19 protein-coding genes are annotated in these 19739 nt (G+C 58.5%); 4 read left to right on the forward strand and 15 right to left on the reverse strand.

The annotated features are described in order from the left end of the window. Positions 1-51: 51 nt before the first annotated feature. The 4 genes from ACP8J1_RS07105 to ACP8J1_RS07120 form a co-directional block, all read right to left on the reverse strand. Complete coding sequence (locus tag ACP8J1_RS07105; protein WP_023021343.1) at positions 52-2298, reverse strand: polyribonucleotide nucleotidyltransferase; 2247 nt, start codon at positions 2296-2298, stop codon at positions 52-54. 144 nt (positions 2299-2442) lie between these two features. Continuing rightward, positions 2443-2712, reverse strand: coding sequence for a 30S ribosomal protein S15 (gene rpsO / locus ACP8J1_RS07110; protein ID WP_005278802.1), 270 nt, complete (start codon positions 2710-2712; stop codon positions 2443-2445). A 170-nt stretch (positions 2713-2882) separates the two neighbouring features. Then, positions 2883-3815 (reverse strand): nucleoside hydrolase, encoded by a 933-nt coding sequence (locus ACP8J1_RS07115; RefSeq protein ID WP_023021342.1) that lies wholly within the window; start codon positions 3813-3815, stop codon positions 2883-2885. Beyond that, on the reverse strand, positions 3816-4838 hold the full coding sequence (locus ACP8J1_RS07120; protein WP_023021341.1) for a bifunctional riboflavin kinase/FAD synthetase: 1023 nt from the start codon (positions 4836-4838) through the stop codon (positions 3816-3818). It abuts the gene before it with no gap. A gap of 23 nt (positions 4839-4861) precedes the next feature. Here ACP8J1_RS07120 and truB point away from each other — a divergent pair, with 23 nt between their 5' ends. Further along, positions 4862-5755, forward strand: coding sequence for a tRNA pseudouridine(55) synthase TruB (gene truB, locus ACP8J1_RS07125; protein WP_023021340.1), 894 nt, complete (start codon positions 4862-4864; stop codon positions 5753-5755). Here the strand turns inward: truB and ACP8J1_RS07130 are convergent. From ACP8J1_RS07130 to rimP, 9 genes are all read right to left on the reverse strand, one after another. Continuing rightward, the gene (locus tag ACP8J1_RS07130) at positions 5752-6426 is read right to left on the reverse strand and encodes a 4'-phosphopantetheinyl transferase family protein (protein ID WP_023021339.1); all 675 of its coding nucleotides are present in this window, start codon (positions 6424-6426) and stop codon (positions 5752-5754) included. The genes truB and ACP8J1_RS07130 overlap by 4 nt on opposite strands. Further along, positions 6423-7235 (reverse strand): metallophosphoesterase family protein, encoded by an 813-nt coding sequence (locus ACP8J1_RS07135; RefSeq protein ID WP_023021338.1) that lies wholly within the window; start codon positions 7233-7235, stop codon positions 6423-6425. The genes ACP8J1_RS07130 and ACP8J1_RS07135 overlap by 4 nt, the downstream gene beginning before the upstream one ends. A gap of 84 nt (positions 7236-7319) precedes the next feature. After that, the gene (locus ACP8J1_RS07140) at positions 7320-8660 is read right to left on the reverse strand and encodes an MATE family efflux transporter (protein WP_023021337.1); all 1341 of its coding nucleotides are present in this window, start codon (positions 8658-8660) and stop codon (positions 7320-7322) included. Continuing rightward, positions 8657-9619, reverse strand: coding sequence for a DHH family phosphoesterase (locus ACP8J1_RS07145; protein ID WP_023021336.1), 963 nt, complete (start codon positions 9617-9619; stop codon positions 8657-8659). The genes ACP8J1_RS07140 and ACP8J1_RS07145 overlap by 4 nt, the downstream gene beginning before the upstream one ends. Further along, the gene (gene rbfA / locus ACP8J1_RS07150; protein ID WP_023021335.1) at positions 9620-10063 is read right to left on the reverse strand and encodes a 30S ribosome-binding factor RbfA; all 444 of its coding nucleotides are present in this window, start codon (positions 10061-10063) and stop codon (positions 9620-9622) included. It lies immediately after the preceding gene. A gap of 264 nt (positions 10064-10327) precedes the next feature. Next, entirely contained in the window at positions 10328-13162 is a 2835-nt protein-coding gene (gene infB, locus ACP8J1_RS07155; protein ID WP_023021334.1) for a translation initiation factor IF-2, read from the reverse strand. 106 nt (positions 13163-13268) lie between these two features. Beyond that, positions 13269-13616: a YlxR family protein gene (locus ACP8J1_RS07160; protein ID WP_023021333.1), complete on the reverse strand. Its 348-nt coding sequence runs from the start codon at positions 13614-13616 to the stop codon at positions 13269-13271. A gap of 84 nt (positions 13617-13700) precedes the next feature. Next, the gene (gene nusA, locus ACP8J1_RS07165; protein ID WP_023021332.1) at positions 13701-14717 is read right to left on the reverse strand and encodes a transcription termination factor NusA; all 1017 of its coding nucleotides are present in this window, start codon (positions 14715-14717) and stop codon (positions 13701-13703) included. Between the two features lie 23 nt (positions 14718-14740). Then, a complete protein-coding gene (rimP, locus tag ACP8J1_RS07170) occupies positions 14741-15280 on the reverse strand; it encodes a ribosome maturation factor RimP (protein WP_023021331.1) in 540 nt (179 codons plus the stop codon). 38 nt (positions 15281-15318) lie between these two features. Here rimP and ACP8J1_RS07175 point away from each other — a divergent pair, with 38 nt between their 5' ends. Then, positions 15319-16170, forward strand: a complete 852-nt coding sequence (locus ACP8J1_RS07175; RefSeq protein ID WP_034655402.1) for a DUF4439 domain-containing protein — start codon at positions 15319-15321, stop codon at positions 16168-16170. A 169-nt stretch (positions 16171-16339) separates the two neighbouring features. Beyond that, complete coding sequence (locus tag ACP8J1_RS07180) at positions 16340-16669, forward strand: transglycosylase family protein (protein WP_023021329.1); 330 nt, start codon at positions 16340-16342, stop codon at positions 16667-16669. Between the two features lie 130 nt (positions 16670-16799). On the opposite strand, the gene ACP8J1_RS07185 is transcribed toward ACP8J1_RS07180, so the two are convergent. Then, complete coding sequence (locus ACP8J1_RS07185) at positions 16800-17162, reverse strand: DoxX family protein (RefSeq protein WP_034655866.1); 363 nt, start codon at positions 17160-17162, stop codon at positions 16800-16802. Positions 17163-17202: 40 nt separating this feature from the next. Then, on the reverse strand, positions 17203-18972 hold the full coding sequence (locus tag ACP8J1_RS07190) for a proline--tRNA ligase (RefSeq protein ID WP_023027868.1): 1770 nt from the start codon (positions 18970-18972) through the stop codon (positions 17203-17205). Between the two features lie 31 nt (positions 18973-19003). Here ACP8J1_RS07190 and yaaA point away from each other — a divergent pair, with 31 nt between their 5' ends. Continuing rightward, entirely contained in the window at positions 19004-19726 is a 723-nt protein-coding gene (gene yaaA / locus ACP8J1_RS07195; RefSeq protein ID WP_023021326.1) for a peroxide stress protein YaaA, read from the forward strand. Positions 19727-19739 lie beyond the last annotated feature (13 nt).

Below are 19739 nucleotides of genomic sequence, written 5' to 3' on the forward strand. Positions count from 1 at the left end.
CCCTGACTTCCAGTGGGTGAACTGGAGCTCAGGGCCTTTTAGGCTTGAGGATTAATCCTCAACCGGAACCAGGGAAATCTTGCCGCGGTTATCGATGTCAGCGATTTCTACCTGAACCTTATCGCCAACGTTGATGACATCTTCTACCTTTTCGATGCGCTCATCGCCACCCAGGTTGGAAATGTGAATCAGGCCGTCGCGACCCGGGGTCAGGGAAACGAATGCGCCGAACGGAACGGTCTTTACCACGGTGCCTAGGAAGCGCTCTCCTACCTTCGGCAGCTGCGGGTTAGCAATGGAATTGACCTTTTCGATGGCAGCATCTGCAGCTTCACCGGTAGCAGCGGAAACATAGACGGTTCCGTCATCTTCGATGGAGACATCTGCGCCGGTCTCCTCGGTGATCTGGTTGATGGTCTTGCCCTTTGGCCCAATGAGCTCACCAATCTTATTGACCGGGATCTTCACAGAGGTGATCTTCGGGGCGAGGCCAGACATCTCATCCGGCGTATCGATGACCTCAGCCATGGTTTCCAGGATGGTAGAGCGGGCATCACGAGCTTGCTCCAATGCCTGAGCCAAGACCTTAGACGGGATACCATCCAGTTTGGTGTCTAGCTGCAGGGCGGTGATGTACTCGGAAGTACCTGCGACCTTGAAGTCCATATCGCCAAAGGCGTCCTCGGCACCGAGGATATCGGTCAGGGCGACGAACTTCTCCTTACCGTTGACCTCACCGGAAACCAAGCCCATTGCGATGCCGGCTACGGGTGCCTTCAGCGGAACACCGGCGTTGTAGAGGGACAAGGTAGAGGCGCATACGGAACCCATGGAGGTAGAGCCGTTGGAGCCCAAGGCCTCAGAGACCTGACGGATGGCGTATGGGAAGTCCTCGCGGGAGGGGATGACCGGAAGCAGGGCGCGCTCGGCTAGTGCACCGTGACCAATCTCGCGGCGCTTCGGGGAACCTACACGGCCGGTTTCACCTGTGGAGTATGGCGGGAAATTGTAGTGGTGCATATAACGCTTGGATTCCACTGGGGTCAGGGAATCGATCTGCTGCTCCATCTTGAGCATGTCTAGCGTGGTAACGCCCAAAATCTGAGTTTCTCCGCGCTCAAACAAGGACGAACCGTGAGCGCGTGGCACCAAATCCACCTCAACGGAAAGGTCACGGATATCGGTAACGCCGCGGCCATCAATGCGGAAGCCCTCAGAGAGGATCTTCTGGCGCACGATCTGCTTCATCAGGGCGTTATACGCGCCACGGATCTGCTTCGAGGCGTTGTCCTCATCCAAATCTTCGAACTGGTCCAAGAGCTTTTCTTCGACCTGCTCCATGTATTCATTGGTAGCATCGTCGCGTTCCTGCTTGCCCGGAATAGTCAGCAGCTTCTCTAGCTTCTTGGTAGCAGCGCTTTCCACAGCTTCGAAGACGTCATCACTATAGGCTGGGAAGAGGGGGAATTCCTGAGTTTCCTTGGCGGTACGCTCCGCCAGACCGTTCTGGGCCTCACACAGGGTCTTAATGAATGGCTTGGCTGCTTCCAGGCCTGCAGCGACGGTTGCTTCCTGCGGCGCAGGGGCGCCTTCAGCAATGCGCTCTGCAACGTTGGTGCCGGCACCGGCCTCGACCATCATGATGGCCACGTCGTCCTTGCGGCCCTTCTTTACCATGCGGCCGGCAACAACCATCTCAAAGAGCGCGCGCTCGTGCTGCTCGTGGTTCGGGAAAGCCACCCACTGGCCTTCCGGGTGCTTATCGTCGGCGATAAGAGCCATGCGGACGCCGCCTACAGCACCAGAGACGGGCAAGCCAGACAGCTGGGTAGCGGCGGAAGCGCCGTTGATGGCAACGACGTCGTAGTACTCTTCCGGATCCTGGGACATGACGGTGACGACAACCTGGACCTCATTGCGCAGGCCCTTGACAAAGGTCGGGCGCAGCGGGCGGTCGATGAGGCGGCAGGCCAGGATAGCCTCAGAGGAAGGGCGTCCCTCTCGGCGGAAGAAGGAGCCCGGAATCTTGCCAGCGGCGTACATTCGTTCTTCTACGTCAACGGTCAAGGGGAAGAAGTCGAATCCCTCGCGCGGCTGGTTAGAAGCGGTGGTGGTGGCCAACAACATGGTGTCATCGTCCAAGTAGGTGGTCACGGAGCCGTCTGCCTGGCGGGCTAGCTGGCCGGTTTCAAAGCGCAACGTGCGGGTACCAAAGTCACCATTGTCTAGCGTGGCAATGGCTTCGGTAATGCCAAAGTCCTCGTCAATGTTGAACTCGACGGAGTTCTGAACGCTCATTAAAAAATGTCTCCTTGAGTGGTTTAGGCGATCGTCGGTGCCGCCTGGTCAATTTTGTCTACGACAACGCTGTCAAATTCTAACAGAAAAACCACAAAAAGCCCCGCCTAAGGGCGGGGCGAGAGGGCCAAAGCTGAGCCGAAATTAACGACGCAGGCCCAGGCGAGAGATCAGATCACGGTAGCGATCGACATTGTTCTCAGCCAGGTACTTCAGCAGGCCACGACGGCGACCAACCATCAGCAACAGACCACGACGGGAGTGGTGATCGTGCTTGTGGAACTTCAGGTGCTCGGTCAAGGTATTGATGCGGGAGGTCAGCAGGGCAACCTGTGCCTCGGGGGAACCGGTATCGGTTTCGTGCAGGCCGTACTCCTTGAGGATTTCAGCCTTCTTCTCAGTGGTCAAAGCCATGAGTATTTCTCCTTTATTTCAGTCCACATTATCGTGACGCATAAGCCTGCGCGGTGCGCGGGACTTGTACGTGCCGCAACTGCTGTGAACCGCAGTCGCTAAGCCAAAGAAACACCTTACAGCGTTCGGACACAGAAAATCAAAACCACCTGCCCCTTAAGTCTGGCTTGCTAGAGCTCGCTAAAGAGGGTTTCCAGTAGTTCTACAAACTCCCGCACAAAGCGCTCGCTATCTACACCCACAGCTACTTTCGCGGTTGCCGGTGTCGAAAGCCGGGTTTCGTCTGCGATTGTCCGACCGCGGGTAGGGCCGGTGGTATCGGTCTTGAGGTTTATCGAAAGGACGTCGACAAGCGAGGCATCTGCCGCCACCGCCACGGCCAGTGGATCGTGCAGGCCGCAACCGCCCAAATACGGCGACGTAGTGGCATAGGCACCAATATAATAATCGACCATATCCGCGAAGATGCGGCCGGCACGGGTACCCGAAGCGCGCCAACGAGCGGATTCCTCCGCAGTCAACAACGTGCGCAAAGTGACATCCAGGCCCACCATGGTGATATCGCCGGCATGGCGGAATAGGTAATCGGTAGCCTCCGGATCCTGGGAAATATTAGCCTCAGACCACGGGGTGACATTTCCAGGTACTGTGAGCGCCCCGCCCATCATCACCAGGTGCGCGTTCGCGGCAAAACTGGGGTCTTGGCGCATTGCGGCCGCAATCGTGGTGGAAGGACCGGTAGGAATAATGACCAAATCAGCGCCATGCTCATGGACGGCTTGGATGAGGAATTCTGCCGCGGGTTGAGACTGGACCTGCCCGGTTGCCGGCGGCAGGAGGACCTCGCCTACGCCGTTGCGGCCATGGATAAAAGAAGAAATCTCGCTCGGCCGAAAGCCATCCGGGCTGGGGCCGGCAAAAACCGGAATATCGCCTTTACCCAGCAGCTCCAGGAGGGCAAGTGTATTGCGCACGGCCAAGGGCACAGTCACGTTGCCGTACGTACAGGTCACACCGATTAGCTCCAAGTCTGGATGGGCTATGGCATACGCCAGCGCCAAGGCATCATCAATGCCGGTATCGAGATCGAGAATGGCCTTCATTTATTTCTCCCGTAGGAAATAGTCTTTGGCAGTCCAGCCTTGTGCCTTAGCATCGGCGGCAAGCACCTGGCGCGCCTTGGCTACGTCATTGGCCATGGCCTCTAGCAGCTCATCCACGGAATTAAATTTCACCATATCGCGAAGGTGACCGACGAAATGCACCGTGGCCTCATATCCATACAGATCCGCATCGCGGTCGAGCACGAAGGACTCGATGGAGCGCTCCTCGTCACCAAAAGTGGGGTTGGTGCCCACGGAAATAGCAGCCGCGTAGGCCACGCCAGGGCGCATGTCGCCGTCTATGGAAGCGTCAGAGTGAACAATAAACCACCCTGCATAAACACCATCGGCCGGGATGGCCACCGTATCCGGGAAGTACTGATTGGCCGTAGGAAATCCCAGTTCCTTTCCTCCCCGACCCGCGCCGCGTACCACGGGCCCAGTCACGGTGAAATGGCGGCCGAGCGCCCAATTAGCGGATTCAATGTCCCCGTTCGCAAGACACTCGCGAATATGGGTAGAACAAATCCGCACGCCGGCATCATCCAGCAACGGGACGATATCTACGCTAAAGCCAAACTCGGCACCAAAATCTTGCATGGCCCGGGCGGTTCCGGTGGCGCCAGCGCCAAAGGTGAAGTTCTCCCCCACCACTATGTGCTGCGCATTGAGCTTTCCCACCAACAGTTCTTCCACGTAGGGCCGCGGCTCCACGCCGGCTAGGTCTTTGGTGAAGTCGATGACAAGCACGGCATCAATGCCTAGCTCTTCGGCCAATTCCAGCCGGCGCTCAAAGCTGAGTACTGCCAGTGGGGCACGCTCCGGCAAGAATACCGACACCGGGTGCGGGTCAAAGGTCACCATGACAGGGCGCTCGCCATTGGCGCGAGCGTGCTCCACACAGGCGGAGATAAGCTGCTGATGGCCGCGGTGTAGGCCGTCAAAAACGCCGATTGTTACTGACGTTGGGCCTAATTCCGCAGGGATGTCATCGATTCCATACCAAATATCCACGCAGACCATCGTAGAGCATAGACTTAGAGGCTATGACTGATGCGCTCGCAAACTCCGGACTCGTCATCGTAGACAAACCCGCCGGTATGACCTCCCACGATGTTGTCGGCCGCCTACGCAGGTATTTTCACACCAAAAAGGTGGGCCATGCCGGCACCTTGGATCCCATGGCCACCGGCGTGCTTGTCCTTGGCCTGGAGCGGGGCACCAAGTTCTTGGCCCACATGGTTGCCTCCACTAAGTCCTACGACGCCACTATCCGGCTCGGCGCCGCCACCACCACCGATGACGCCGAGGGGGAATACTCCTGGGGCGCTAGCGCTGCAGGCGTTGACCGCCCTGCAATTGACGCTGAAATTACCAAGCTCACTGGCGATATCATGCAAAAGCCCGCGGCCGTATCAGCCATTAAGATTAATGGCCGCCGCGCCCATGAGCTCGTACGCGAGGGCCACGAGGTAGACATTCCCGCGCGTCCGGTAACGGTGGATACATTCGACGTTCTCGCACAGCGCCGCGAGGGCGACTATATCGACTTAGATGTCACGGTAGATTGCTCCTCTGGCACCTATATCCGCTCCCTGGCCCGTGATTTGGGCGAGGCGCTTCAGGTAGGCGGGCACCTTACTGCTTTGCGCCGCACAAAGGTGGGCCCTTTTACGCTTGCCGACGCCCTCTCGCTCGACGACCTTGCCGATTCCCCGCGCCTTTCCTTGAGCTTGGACGAAGCCTTGGCTCGCTGCTTCCCGGTTCTATCCGTCACCGAGGATGAGGCGGCGGCTCTAGCTATGGGCAAATGGCTCGAACCCCGCGGGCTTAAAGGCGTGCATGCTGCCGTGGCTCCCAATGGTCAGGCGGTCGCGCTCATCAAGGAAAAGGGCAAGCGCCTAGCCACCGTGTTTGTCGCACGGCCTTCTACCCTTTAATGGCTAAAGTCTAGGGCCGGAACCGATGTGGACACGATGACGTAGCCATCTCGAATCACCCAGCGCCCAGTGATAAACGGCACCGGAGTGGGCCGGGCCAAAATATAGGAAATGAGCGTGCCATCCTCGCGCAGATCAATTTCAGCTTGATCAAAGTCGAGCCAGCGGAAGGTCATGGGAAACCACGATTTATACGTGGCTTCCTTGGCGCAAAAGAGCAATCGGTCTGCGCAGTTAATCCCCGCCTTACTTAGCCGCAAGAGCTGCGGCATCTCCCCGGCTCGGGCAATCATGGCAAGAACATGATCCGGCAGCGGCTCGGCGGGTTCTGCGTCCAAGCCCACAGATTTTAGGGCGGAGGTTGGAGCAACCACCGCGGCCCGCATTCCCTCAGTATGCGTCATCGATCCGATAAAGCCTTCTGGCCATAGCGGCATGCCCCGCTCGCCGCGCAAAATCGGCGTCGCCGGGTTAGCACCCAATTCCTGCAAGGCTCGGTGCGCGCACCACCTAGCATCGCCGAACTCGGCCTTGCGCGCATCAACTGCCTGAGAAACGAGAGACTTTTCTTCAGCCTCAAGGTCTTCAAAGTTCGCCAAATCCGCGTAACTCGAATCCGTGCGCACATAGCAATATCGCGCACTGTCAGGAAATAGCTCTGGATACATCATGGTGTCCCCTCCTCCGCAAAGGAACGCAGTACCGGATAGGGCCACGCCTGGGCGGTCTCGCGGCCCTGCCACTCTCGGGGATACCCCAACGATGTCTCTATGTGGTCCACGCCGTCCACATTGATGCGGGAGGACATGTGCAAGTGTCCATAGATTACGGATTCGGCGTTATAGCGGCGCGGCCACGACCGTGTATGCCGCGTTCCGCACCATAAGGCAATCTCGGGAAAGCGCAACAGCATCGTCGGCTCTTGCACCAACGGCCAATGGTTGACCAGCACCGTAGGACCATTCACGCGGGAAAGACGTTTAATGGAATAGGCCAATCTATCCCAGCACCACGCCCGAATGTCTACATAGGGGGCAATGGCGAACTCATCCGTCATCATCAGTTGCTTTGCACGTGCCGCTGCAATAGCTTGGTCCACGCTAAGACCATGTGGACGGAAGCTATAGTCATACAACGTAAAAAGCGGCACGATAGTAGTCCCGTGGAATACCGGATACGGGTCTTCGGGAGTGATAACTCCGATTTCCCTACACCTATCTACCAGGTGCGTGTATTTGTCTCGGCCTTGATATTGCTCTTGTGAGCGCGAGAAAAGTTCATGATTGCCAGGCACCCAGATGACTCTGGCATAGCGGTCTTTGAGCTGCCGCAGAATTCGAATGATGAGATCGGTGCGCTCTGCTACGTCTCCAGCCACGATGAGCCAATCCGCGGGATCTGGCGGCGTGAGCTGAGCAATGCGCTCACTATTGGCGCTTACCGCACCATGCAGGTCAGAAACCGCCCACACTGTTGGCATAGGTTCTACCTGCCTTCCAAACAACTGCGCACTGCACGGAGACGTGCATCACCCGCGAATATCAATACGCCCACTTTAGCGCAGCTAGTTCTCTTGTACTACGGCCCATTTCATGGATCGGAACCGGTAGACCACGCCCACCATACGGAAAGCAATGAATGCAGCAAGGCCGCACCACACGCCAGTCAACCCTGTGCCCATAAAATGCGCCAAGATGACGCCTGGCAAAAATCCCACCAAGACCGAAGAAATGGTCAAAGTGCGCAAGAACGCAGCATCGCCGGCGCCCAGCAGGACACCATCGAGCGCGAAGACTACGCCACCGCCAATGACCATGGCTACCAAGATCCACCACGGCTGGCCAATGGCATCGAGTACCTCCGGAGCGGAGGTAAAGATGCGTGGAATAATTCCCGCGCCGGCAGCGAAAACGGCGGCCAGCAGTCCCGAAAAAATCGTAGAGTACAACACGACCTTGCTGCCTACACCGCGTGCATGCTTAGCAGAGCCAGCGCCTAGGGCCGCTCCCGTCAAAGATTGTGCGGCAATGGCCAAAGAATCCAAGATGAGGGACATAAAGTTCCACAACTGCATCATGATCTGGTGACCGGCCAGAGAAGCGGTACCCACCCGGGAGACCACGGCCGTGGCGGTGAGGAAGGCCACCTGGAAGCTAGCCGAGCGCAGAATAAGATCGCGGCCCAAAATCAACTGCTCCCGTATTACATGCCATTGAATGTGCCAGGAGCCGGTATGTTCCTTGTGTAATTCGCGGACAAATAGCGCAGCAATAATGCTCATCCCCAGTACCGTGGCTATAGCGGAGCCGGCCAGCCCCCAGAAATGGACAAAGATGGGCACTGCAATCGCGCCGGGAATCATGCCAGCCAAGGTGAAATACAGCGGTTTCTTTGTATCTTGGACTCCGCGCATCCACCCGTTGCCAGCCATTTCCACCAATGTAACGGGAATGGCAAGTGCCGCGATGCGCAGCCACAACGCCGTTCCGGCAGCCGTGGCGGGATCACCAGTTAAAGCACGAGCAAATACGCCGCCGAAAATCCACATGATAACCGCGAGAAGCCCGCCTACTCCCAAGGCCACATAGGTAGCTTGTACGCCCTCAGCAACCGCAGCCTCGCGTTTTCCGGAGCCAAAGAGGCGAGCAGAGCGAGCGGTCGTGCCGTAGGACAAAAATGTCAACTGCGTAGTCACCACGGAGTGAATCGTGGTCGCTGCGGCCAGAGAAGCTAGCTCTTGCGCGCCAAGGCGGCCGACCACCGCGGTATCCAACAGAAGATAGAGTGGCATCGCCGCTAGCACGCCAAGCGCAGGAAACGCGAGGCCAAAGACCTCGCGTGCGGTTACTGTGCCGGCGGTGGAGCGATCCTGGGTGTTCAATCCATCCGTCTGCCCTGTACTCATTGAATAGCGGCCACCAATTCCTTAATGATTTCTTCTGGAGCTCCGTGAGCGGTATACCCTGCGGCTGGAACATGCCCGCCGCCGCCAAAGTTAAGCGCAACGGAGGAGCAATCAATCCTAGAGGAACGCAGGGATACCGCCCATACCTCCGGAGCTTGCTCTTTAAACACCACGCCTATGGTGGTTCCTTCTAGCGCACGGACGAATTCCACCAGTGACTCCACGGCCGAATCTGAGTGGCCGTGGATATCATCCCTTCGCGCGACAAGGATGCCTAGGGTGTGCTCCCCTGCTTCCTCAATACGCAGACCAGCCAGTACCCTACCAATCATCTGTAGATCGTCCGGTGTGTTGGAATCCAAGAGGTCAGCGGCGATCTGCTTGGTATCGAGATCATAATGCATAAGGCGGGTGGCAATATCGTGCATTGCCGGCCTACCCCAGCGGAAGCTGCCGGTATCAGTCATCAAACCAGCATAAAGGCAGTGCGCGATATGACGGTCAACTTGAATTTCTAGAGAATCCAGGATGCTCAGCAAGACCACGGTGGTGGATTCACATTCGGTATCCACCACATTGATGGCACCGAATCCTGGATTAGAAGAATGGTGGTCAATGCACAGAACCCGGCCTTGCTGGGCTAGCTGCTCAATGTGGTCTGCAAAAAATCCCGTCCGGTCCAAGGAACCACAATCAACGGTGACATAAAGGTCGTAGCCTTCGGGCAGTTCGCGGCTGACGATGACGTCCTCGGCACCGGGAATGGTGTATAAGTTCCGGGAGATTTCCCGATCTTGGCCCACGACGGCGCACACGTCTTTGCCCTGTTGCCGCAACGCGAGCAGCAACGCCGCAGCAGAACCGATAGCATCGGCGTCCGGCCGCAGATGCGTGACAATGCAGATGCTGTGGGCATCCTGCAGGGCAGCAACGGCCGGCTGGTATTGCTTTTTAGTCACTTAAGCCTCGTCTTCATCGGAGGTCTTATATGGGTTTGCGTCCCCTGCGGGCTGGGCGTTTTCCTTCAGCTTCGCCAACTCCTCGTCGCGGGCACGGGCACGAGCTAATAGTTCTTCCATATGAGCTGAAGCTTCTGGGACGGTATCGACCTCGAAGGTCAGCGTCGGGGTAAAGCGCACGGAGAGTTGATCTCCTACAATCTTGCGCAGCTGCCCCTTAGCGCGCTTGAGAGCTTCTTCTGCTTGCTGGAAATCCGGCTCGGAGTCAATGTCTTTTCCGCGCACGGTATAAAAAACGGTGGCATCGTGCAGGTCGCCTGTGACTCGAGTATCCGTGATGGTCACCAGCTCAAGGCGGCGATCCTTAATCTGGCGTTCGATGGCGCTTGCCACGATTTCCTGAATGCGCTTGGCCATACGCGCTGCGCGTGCGTGATCAACCATGTGAACCTCCCAGCTCAAAAAGAATCCATCTTTAAAATTACCGCCAACCGGTATAGAAACCACCAGTTTAGTGCGCAATACCGGACAATGAAAACCCGTACCGCTTGCACAGGTACGAAGTGGGCCATGCAAAATCATCGCTATAAACAAGCTGCTAAAGCAAAAGGCCCACTTCCACTCTCCCCAATCCTCCCCACCTGTGTGCTGGAAGCACATTCAGTGGAGAGACGGTGAGTGTAGAAGTGGGCCTTGCGGCGGCGTCATTTAGTCGCGCGGAACCTCGACCTCTTCGTAGGCCTGGATGATGTCGCCTACCTGGATATCCGGGTAAGAGAGCACCATACCGCACTCATAGCCGGCCTTGATCTCGGTTGCGTCGTCCTTCTCGTGACGCAGGGACTCAATCTTGGCGTCGGCAGTGATGACGTTGTTATCGCGCAGCAAGCGAACCTTGCCGTTGCGGACAACCTTGCCCTCGGTGACCATGCAGCCGGCGATGGTACCCACTGCGGAGGACTTAAACAGGGCACGGATCTCGGCCGCGCCGGTGTCGCGTTCCTCGTAAATCGGCTTGAGCATGCCCTTAAGCGCAGCCTCGACCTCTTCGATGGCCTTGTAGATGATCGTGTAGTAACGAATATCCACGCCCTCTTGGGTGGCCATCTCCGTCGCCTTGCCTTCCGCACGAGTGTTGAAGGCAATGATAACGGCGTCGGAAGCCGCAGCCAGGGAGACGTTGGTCTCGGTCACAGCGCCCACACCACGGTCGATGATGTTGAGCTCGACTTCGTCCTCGGTCTTGATATCCAGCAAGGCGTCTTCCAGTGCCTCGACGGAACCGGCATTGTCGCCCTTGAGGATGAGGTTGAGGGTCGAAGTCTCCTGCAATACCTTGTCCAGATCCTCCAAGGAGACGCGCTTGCGCTGCTTGGCCTGCAGGGCAGAGCGCTTGCGGGCGTCACGCTGATTGGCAATCTGGCGGGCAACGCGGTCGTCTTCCACCACGAGCAGGTTATCGCCAGCGCCAGGCACACCAGACAGGCCTTGGACCTGAACCGGGCGGGATGGACCGGCCTCTTCGACGTCGCCGCCGAATTCATCGAGCATGCGGCGCACACGGCCGTGTGCATCGCCCACGACGATGGAATCGCCCACGTGCAAGGTACCGCGCTGGACAATGACGGTAGCAACCGGACCACGGCCGCGGTCGAGGTGTGCCTCAATTGCCACACCCTGTGCGTCCATATCTGGGTTAGCGGTCAGCTCCAAGGCCGCATCCGCGGTCAGGATGACGGACTCGAGCAGCTGATCGATGTTCTTACCCTGCTTCGCGGAGATGTCCACGAACATGGTGTCGCCACCGTATTCCTCCGGAACCAAACCGTATTCGGTGAGCTGGCCACGGATCTTGTCCGGCTGCGCTTCCGGCTTATCCACCTTGTTGACCGCCACGACTACCGGAATATCCGCAGCCTTGGCGTGGTTGATGGCCTCCACGGTCTGTGGCATGACGCCGTCATCGGCAGCAACCACGAGGATAGCCAAATCGGTGGACTTAGCACCACGAGCACGCATGGCGGTAAAGGCCTCGTGACCCGGGGTATCCAGGAAGGTAATGGTGCGTTCGCCGTCCACGTCTACCGTGGTCTGGTATGCACCAATGCCCTGGGTGATGCCGCCTTCCTCGCGGGCGCCCTCGTTGGTCTTGCGGATGGCGTCCAGCAGGCGGGTCTTACCGTGGTCAACGTGACCCATGACGGAGACGACTGGAGGACGATTCTCCAGCGCTTCCTCGCCGCCTTCGTCCTCACCGAACTGCAGGTCGAAGGATTCGAGGAGCTCGCGGTCCTCATCCTCAGGGGAGACGACCTCGACGTTGTAGTTAATCTCAGAGCCGAGCAGCTGCAGCGTATCTTCCGATACCGAAGCGGTCGCCGTCACCATTTCGCCAAGGTTAAACAGCGCCTGCACCAGTGCTGCTGGATCCGCACCGATCTTCTCAGCGAAGTCCGAAAGGGAAGCGCCACGACGCAGGCGGACGGTCTTGCCCTTGCCATCTGGCAAGCGCACGCCGCCTACGACATGCTTCTGCTGCTCTTCGTACTCATGACGCTTCTGACGCTTAGACTTCTTGCCCTTGCGTGGAGCGCCACCTGGACGGCCGAATGCACCTGCGGTGCCACCGCGACGTCCGCCGCGTCCGCCGCCACGGAAACCGCCTGGACGGCCGCCACCTGGCCGACCGCCGCCTGGTCCTCCGTGACCACCACGGCCACGGCCACCGCGTCCACCACCGCTCGGTGCCTTAGACGGCATCGATGCAGGATTCGGATGGGAAGGCATCATCGCTGGGGATGGACGACGACCGCCGCCACCCTGGCTATTGCCGCCCTGGCGGTTATTTCCGCCCTCGTTTTGGCCGCCGCGCTTGCCGCGGTTATCAGGCTTGTTACCGCCACGCGGGCCCTTAGAGCCGCCTGGACGTGGGCCCGGCCGGTTATCGCCGCCGCCCGTGGAGAACGGGTTATTGGCTACGCGGCGGGTACCGCCTGGCTTCGGCATCGGGCGAGGCATGGAATTGCCTGGGGTCGGGCGCTCGCCCGTCTTCTTGCCACCAGCCTGGCCGGGCTTAGGCGCGCCCTGGCCGGGTTTTGGTGCGGCAGACTTGGCCCCCGGCTTCGGAGCCTGTGCGCCTGGCTTCGGTGCAGCTGGCTGTGCGCCGGGCTTAGGAGCGCCCTGACCTGGCTTTGGTGCGGCAGGCTTGGCCCCCGGCTTCGGAGCCTGTGCGCCTGGCTTCGGTGCGGCAGCCTTTGCCCCGGGCTTGGCCGCAGCGGACTGCGCCCCTGGCTTAGGAGCACTTGCCTTGGCAGTGCTCTTAGCAGCACCCTTGGCAGGCTTTTTGTCTTGCTTCTTCTCGGCGGACTCATCTCCACCGGACTGTGCTTCATAATGAGCTCGCATCTTCTTAACCACCGGCGGTTCGATGGTGGAAGAAGCAGTCTTTACAAACTCACCCTGTTCTTTCAGGGTGGCGAGCAGTTCCTTGCTGGTTACTCCGAGCTGCTTTGCTAGCTCGTGAACACGTAGCTTTCCGGGCACTTGTCTCCTCTTGGTATCGACTAGGAGCCAAGGCCACGGAAACTGGCCTGACCCCTAGTTAGGTTTGTTGGACGTTCATCGCTGATGCTTCATCGTTGTGCGCTCATCAGTGTTCGGTCTTCCTTTGTAACTCTGGTTTGTACGAATCTAACGCGGTGTCTTCCGCCTTAGTTACTTGTCCGCTCTGCGCTTCCAAGTATTGACGTACCTGACCTGTGTCCACGGGTGCGGACGTGCGAAGCGCGCGCTTGAAAGCACGTTTGCGCTCCGCCAGCTCGAGTGCAGAAAGGGTGGGGCTAATCCACGCCCCACGACCGGGAAGCCGGCGCTGGGGATCTGCTACCAGACGGCGGCCATGCGGATCATCTCGGTCGATAACCACCCGTAGCAAGTCCGTATCTGGCAGGCGGCGGCGAGTAGCGATGCAGGTCCGGAGTCTTAGCCTCTCAGACATTCAACTCCTTACTTTTCGCGTCGCCACTATGCCCCATTCTGCAACTGGGCCATTTACTAGACTACGCTACAACCGCGCAGATCCTTAATTAGCGTCAGCGTCCGAGTGAATATCAATCTTCCAACCGGTCAAACGAGCAGCTAGTCGGGCATTTTGCCCCTCTTTACCAATGGCCAGGGAGAGCTGGTAATCCGGCACTACCACACGGGCGACCTGTGCCTCGTTGTCCACGACGGTGACCTTAACCACCTTTGAGGGGGCTAGCGCATTGCCCACATAGACCGTGGGGTCCTCACTGAAGTCAATGATGTCAATCTTCTCACCGCCGAGCTGACGCATGATGTTGTTGACGCGCTGGCCGCGGGGCCCGATGCAAGCGCCCTTCGCGTTCAGGCCCTTCGCGTGGCCCACAACCGCCACCTTGGAGCGGTGACCCGCCTCGCGGGCGATAGCAATCATTTCTACGGTTTCATCGGCAACTTCTGGAACTTCCAGCTCGAAAAGGCCACGCACCAATTCAGGGTGGGTACGCGAGAGGTTGATCTGCACCTGGGCACCATTGCGATTCACGCCGACAACGTAGGCCTTAATGCGGTCACCGTGCTCCAGCTTTTCACCGGGAATCTGCTCGGCAGGCAGTAGAATGCCGTCCTGGGATTCCAGCTCAGAGCCCAACTGGACCACGACGATGCCGCGGGCATTAGCGCGGGCATCGCGCTGGACGATGCCACTGACCACGCGGCCGGTAAGCCCCGAGTAGGAATCATAGGTGCGCTCTGCCTCCGCCTCGCGCAGCTTGCGCAAGATGGCCTCGCGCACGGCCTGTGCGCCTACGCGGCCAAAGTTCTCTGGGGTGTCATCGTATTCGGTGGTTACTTCCCCAGTTTCCGGGTCGCGCTCCGAGACGATGACGCTGACTGCACCAGTGGTGGTATCGATATCGACGCGGGACTTGGCGCCTTCCACCTTGCCGCCAGCATTAGACTCGCGGTAATCCAGGTAGGAATACAACAAGGCACCCGCAATCGCTTCCAGCAAGTCCTTTACCGGGACGTTGCGTTCGGATTCGATGGTGCGAAGTGCCTGCAGATCAATATTCACTTGTCATTCCTCTCGGTTGCCGGTTAATTCTCGGCTTCTTCAAACGTCTTGTGCACCGCCGCTATTTCCTGTTCGGACGGCTGCGCAAATTCAATTTCTACCACTGCCCGGGCAATGTTTTCCAATCGCTCTGCGCGCGTCTGCACGTCCTTTTTATTTGCCGTGATGAGGATTACGGCATCGGCGGCGTCGTTAAGCGCGCCAATGCGAGCTGTCTGAGACTTGCCATCGCCAAGGTCGAAGGAAACCTTGCGCCCCCGATTGCGGCGCCAGTGGCGTGGAGCGGTCAACGGCAAATCCACTCCAGGGGTGGAAACCTCCAGGGTGTAGCCGGCACCAAAATTGAGCTCCCCTGCTTCTTCCTTGGCGTCAAAGAAAGCAGAAATCTCATTAGATACTTCCTCCAGCACGTCCGAGCTAGGGCGCTTATCACCATCAATACGGATAACCACCTGGGATTTCTTCCCCGCCTTGGTGGTCTTAATGTCTTCTACATCCAATCCCCGCTCAGCTAGCTTTGGCTGCAAGAGTTCGGTCAATTGTTGTGCATCTGGGAAAGCCATGCCCACTAGCCTACGTGCTACCGGGTACAGTCTTTTGCGTGAACCGCCGACGTATAGCTTTGATCCTCGTAGCCACAACCGCCACCCTGCCCGCCTTAACCGGGTGCGAGGCAGTTGATTCCGTCGTCGACTATTTCGGCCCCCGGCCGGAAAATAGGCTGCTCGCGCTTGCCGACGCCGCCGCAACCGACGCCCTTACTTTAAACGGCGTCGACGATCACGCCGCGGGGATCCGCAGTTCCCAGGCCGATGCCCTCTATGCCGAAATTACGCGCCTCTGCGGTACCGACGATGCCGGCAATCCCCCACGCTCGTGTGAGGTAGAGCGCCCCACTAAAGCTAACCGCGCCGCGGATTCTTCCGAAGTCATGGAAAATGCCGCCTCTGCTACGACAGCGGCAGCCGATGAAGTCACCGTTGAATCGCGCATCCTAGTGACCGAGCAAGCCATCGCACTCAATGCTTGGCTGCCAGGCGATGCTCCCGCTATCCCAGAGCTTTCCCAACCAGAGCAAAAAAGTGCTGCCGATCTCCTTGCCTGGGAGTATGAACAGGTTTATGCGCTGGATTTCGCGCGAGCCTACGTCGGCGCAGAGCACGAGGACAACGTGGACCACCGCTTAGAAGTCCACCACCGCCGCATCGATGCCCTGCAGGAGGCCTTAGGCCGGTATGGCACCGTGCCGCAACCCGAGCCGGCTTATTCTTCCGGCGACCAAGAACTTCCCCATGATTCCGCATCTGCGCTGGACTTTTTAGGCGGCCTCGCCGAACAGGACGGCCGGAAATGGTCCGCCGCTGCTGCGCAGGCGGCGCAAGAAGAATCACCAGATCAAGACTGGATCACCTGGCTCATCGGCATCGCGGCCGAATCCCACGGCATGCGCTAGAACGCGACGCCTGCCTGTCAATCCCCTGAACGCCGGACAGTGAAAATATAGCGAGCTCTACGACGCTATGCATTGCTTCTGCTCTACAAGCGTGCGTAGGTTGGTGCACCATGAGCTTGCAGGAGATACCGCGAGCCTAAAAGACACAAAGAGAAGGAGTTTCCTCTCAATGCGTTCTAAGAAGACCATTTTGACTGTATCCGCCGCCGCACTGGGCCTTGCTGGCCTTGCCGCCCCTGCCGCTACTGCCGCACCGGCTAGCGCTTGGGATCAGGTTGCCGCCTGCGAGTCCGGCGGTGACTGGCATATCAATACCGGAAACGGTTACCAGGGTGGCCTGCAGTTCAACGCGCAAACCTGGGCTGCCAATGGCGGCACCCAGTACGCTGCAACCGCTGACCAGGCAACGCGAGAGCAGCAGATTGCCGTGGCCGAAAACGTTCTGGCCACCCAGGGCGCTGGCGCATGGCCTAACTGCAGCGGCCCAGTTGCCGGCTAAGTCCTAGGCTCCGGCACGAAAGCGAAAACCGGCCCCTCCTCCCCACCCTGCGGCGTTTCCGCGGGGTTGAGGACGGGGCCGGCTTTTCTGCTGCGTCTTCCTGGCTAGCGCACAGCAATGCCAATTCCTTTTAAGCCTCGTGCTTGGCGATATTCCAGGCATACATCATAAGCAGCACCTGCAGCGGCTGACGGATGATGTGGTAGATCTTTTTCGGCCATCCTGCCTTGCGCTCAATCCAGGCGTGGTACATATTGGCTGGCCATACAGCGGCAAAGAGCGCAAGCGCAGAAGCACCGCCGAACCCACGGGTAGCGCGGCGCCGCAGCAACGCGCCAGTGACTATCTCCCAGAGACCAGAAGCAAAGTTATAAAACCGTGCGGGGCCGGGCAGCTGCGGCGGAACGATGGATTCGAAAGTTTGCGCCTTCACAAAGTGCAATACGCCCATGGCGGAAAGCACCGTGGAAAGTCCATTCTTTTGGAAATTCATGCCTTCCACGGTACCCCGACGCGAATCATTGCGCGCTTTTCTAACCGCGAACCAGCTCAAGAATCTTGTCCACGATTTCCTCCGCCGGGACCTCTAGGGTCTCTCCGCCGCGGATGCGCAGCTCTATCTTGCCTTCCTTGAAGGCACGGCCCAAGACTGCCACAAATGGCATGCCTAGCAGCTCTGCATCCTTGAACTTCACGCCTGGGGAGACCTTCGGGCGGTCATCAAAAAGCACCTCGATCCCCTTGGCGGACAGCTCTTCCACCAATGTGTCGCCGGCCTCCATGGCTGCGGCGTCCTTATTAGCCACTGCCACATGGACCTGGTACGGCGCGACAGCTACCGGCCAGTTAAGGCCCTTGTCATCATGGCGCTGCTCGGCTAGCACAGCCAGCATACGAGTGATGCCGATGCCATAAGACCCCATGGTGGGAACCGCACGCTTGCCGTTTTCATCCAAAATCTGGACGTCGAAGGCCTCGGTGTATTTGCGGCCCAGCTGGAAGATGTGGCCCAGCTCGATGCCGCGCTCCAAGGTCAACGTGCCCTGGTTATCCGGGGCAAGATCGCCTTCCTTGACCTCTGCGGCCTCAATGAACTCATCCACGGTGAAATCGCGGCCAGCCACGCAACCAACCACGTGGCGCTCGCTTGCGTCAGCGCCGGTAATCCACGCTGTGCCCTTGACCACGCGCGGATCGGCCAAGATTTTAATGTCATTGGCGTTCAATACGCGCGGTCCAACATAGCCCTTGACTAGGAAGTCATTGTCAGCAAAGTCCTTGTCCCCGGCCAATTCAAACTCCACCGGCTCGAGTGCAGCCTCGAGGCGCTTTTCATCCAGTTCACGATCGCCCGGGATGAGCACGGCGGCCAACTCGGACTCGCGCTTTTCGCTCTCAGCAGCTGGGTGGAAGAGCTTTACCATCATGCATTTGAGGGTATCTGCGGCCGTTGCCTCGCGGCCGTCGATAGTAATGCCTGCTTGCTTTGCCCAGGAAACGAGTGAATCAATGCTCTCTGCATTCGGGGTGTCGTATTCCTGCGCCTCTGGCTGGCCCTCGATGTCCTTCTCCGCAGGTGCTGGGGTAACTACGGCTTCCACGTTGGCAGCATAATCGCCTTCAGTAGAGCGCACGAAGGTATCTTCACCGACTTCAGAGACGGCGAGGAACTCCTCCGAGGCAGAACCACCCATCGCGCCAGAGGTGGCCTTACAAATGGCGTAATCAATCTCTAGACGGTTGAAAATATTTTGATACGCCTTCCGGTGGCGGCCATAGGACTCATCCAATCCTTCATCGGTCATGTCGAAGGAGTATGAGTCCTTCATGGTGAACTCGCGGCCGCGCAGCACACCGGCGCGGGGGCGTTCCTCATCGCGATACTTGGTCTGAATCTGATACAGCGTAACCGGAAAATCCTTATAAGAGGAGTACATGTCCTTTACTGCGCTGGCAAACATCTCCTCGTGGGTAGGGCCGAGTAGCATGTCTGCGTTCTTGCGGTCCTTCAGGCGGAAGAGATTATCGCCGTATTCAACCCAACGGTTGGTCTTTTCATAAGGCTCGCGCGGCAACAAAGCAGGAAAAAGCATTTCCTGACCGCCAATAGCATCCATTTCCTGACGGACTACGTCTTCAATCTTGCGCAGCGTGCGCAGGCCCAACGGCAGCCAGGTATAAACGCCCGGCGCAACGCGGCGGACATAGCCGGCGCGCACGAGCAGCTTATGGCTGGGGACCTCAGCATCAGCCGGGTCCTCACGAAGGGTACGGAGAAATAGTTCAGAAAGGCGGGTAATCATGCACAAAAATATACCTCGCTACCCTGTATATATGCTCATTATCCTCCCTCCTTCAGAAACTAAGGACCACGGCGGCACAGGCCACGCGCTTGATTTCGCGCAGCTTTCCTTTCCGGGACTAAACGAAACCCGGCGCGAAATTGCAGCTGAGCTGCAGTCTCTTTCGGTAGATGAGGCAATGAAGGTGCTGAAACTCTCAGAAAAGCTGCGCGGTGAAGCCGAGTCCAACCAGGGGCTTTTTACCACCCCCACCATGCCGGCCGTGTTGCGTTATACTGGCGTGCTTTTTGATGCCCTAGACGCTCCCACCCTCCCCACATGGGATCGCCTTGCCATTGGCGACGCCCTTTTTGGCATCCTCCGCGCCAGCGATCCCATCCCTCATTACCGGCTTTCGGGCGGGACAAAACTTAGCGGCCGCACCATGAAATCGCACTGGGGCAAGCAGATTACGCAGGCTCTCGAGGGGGTAGACGAGCTTATTGTTGATCTGCGCTCGGGTACGTACCAACAATTGGGCCGGGTGAAAGACGCGGTAACGGTGCGGGTAGAAAGCGTGCAAGAAGATGGCTCGCGCAAGGTAGTCAGCCACTTTAATAAGCACTACAAGGGCCTCCTCGCCCGCGAGCTAGCGCTCTCTCCTGCCGATGCCTATAGCGCCGCCGACGTTGCTGCTATCGCGCGCGCCGCAGGTATGACCGTTGAAGAACCGCGGCCGGGTTCGTGCGAGCTCACGCTCCTGGTCAGGCGCTGAGCCGACCACCGTT

It is taken from the genome of Corynebacterium sp. LaCa_205, assembly GCF_057458085.1.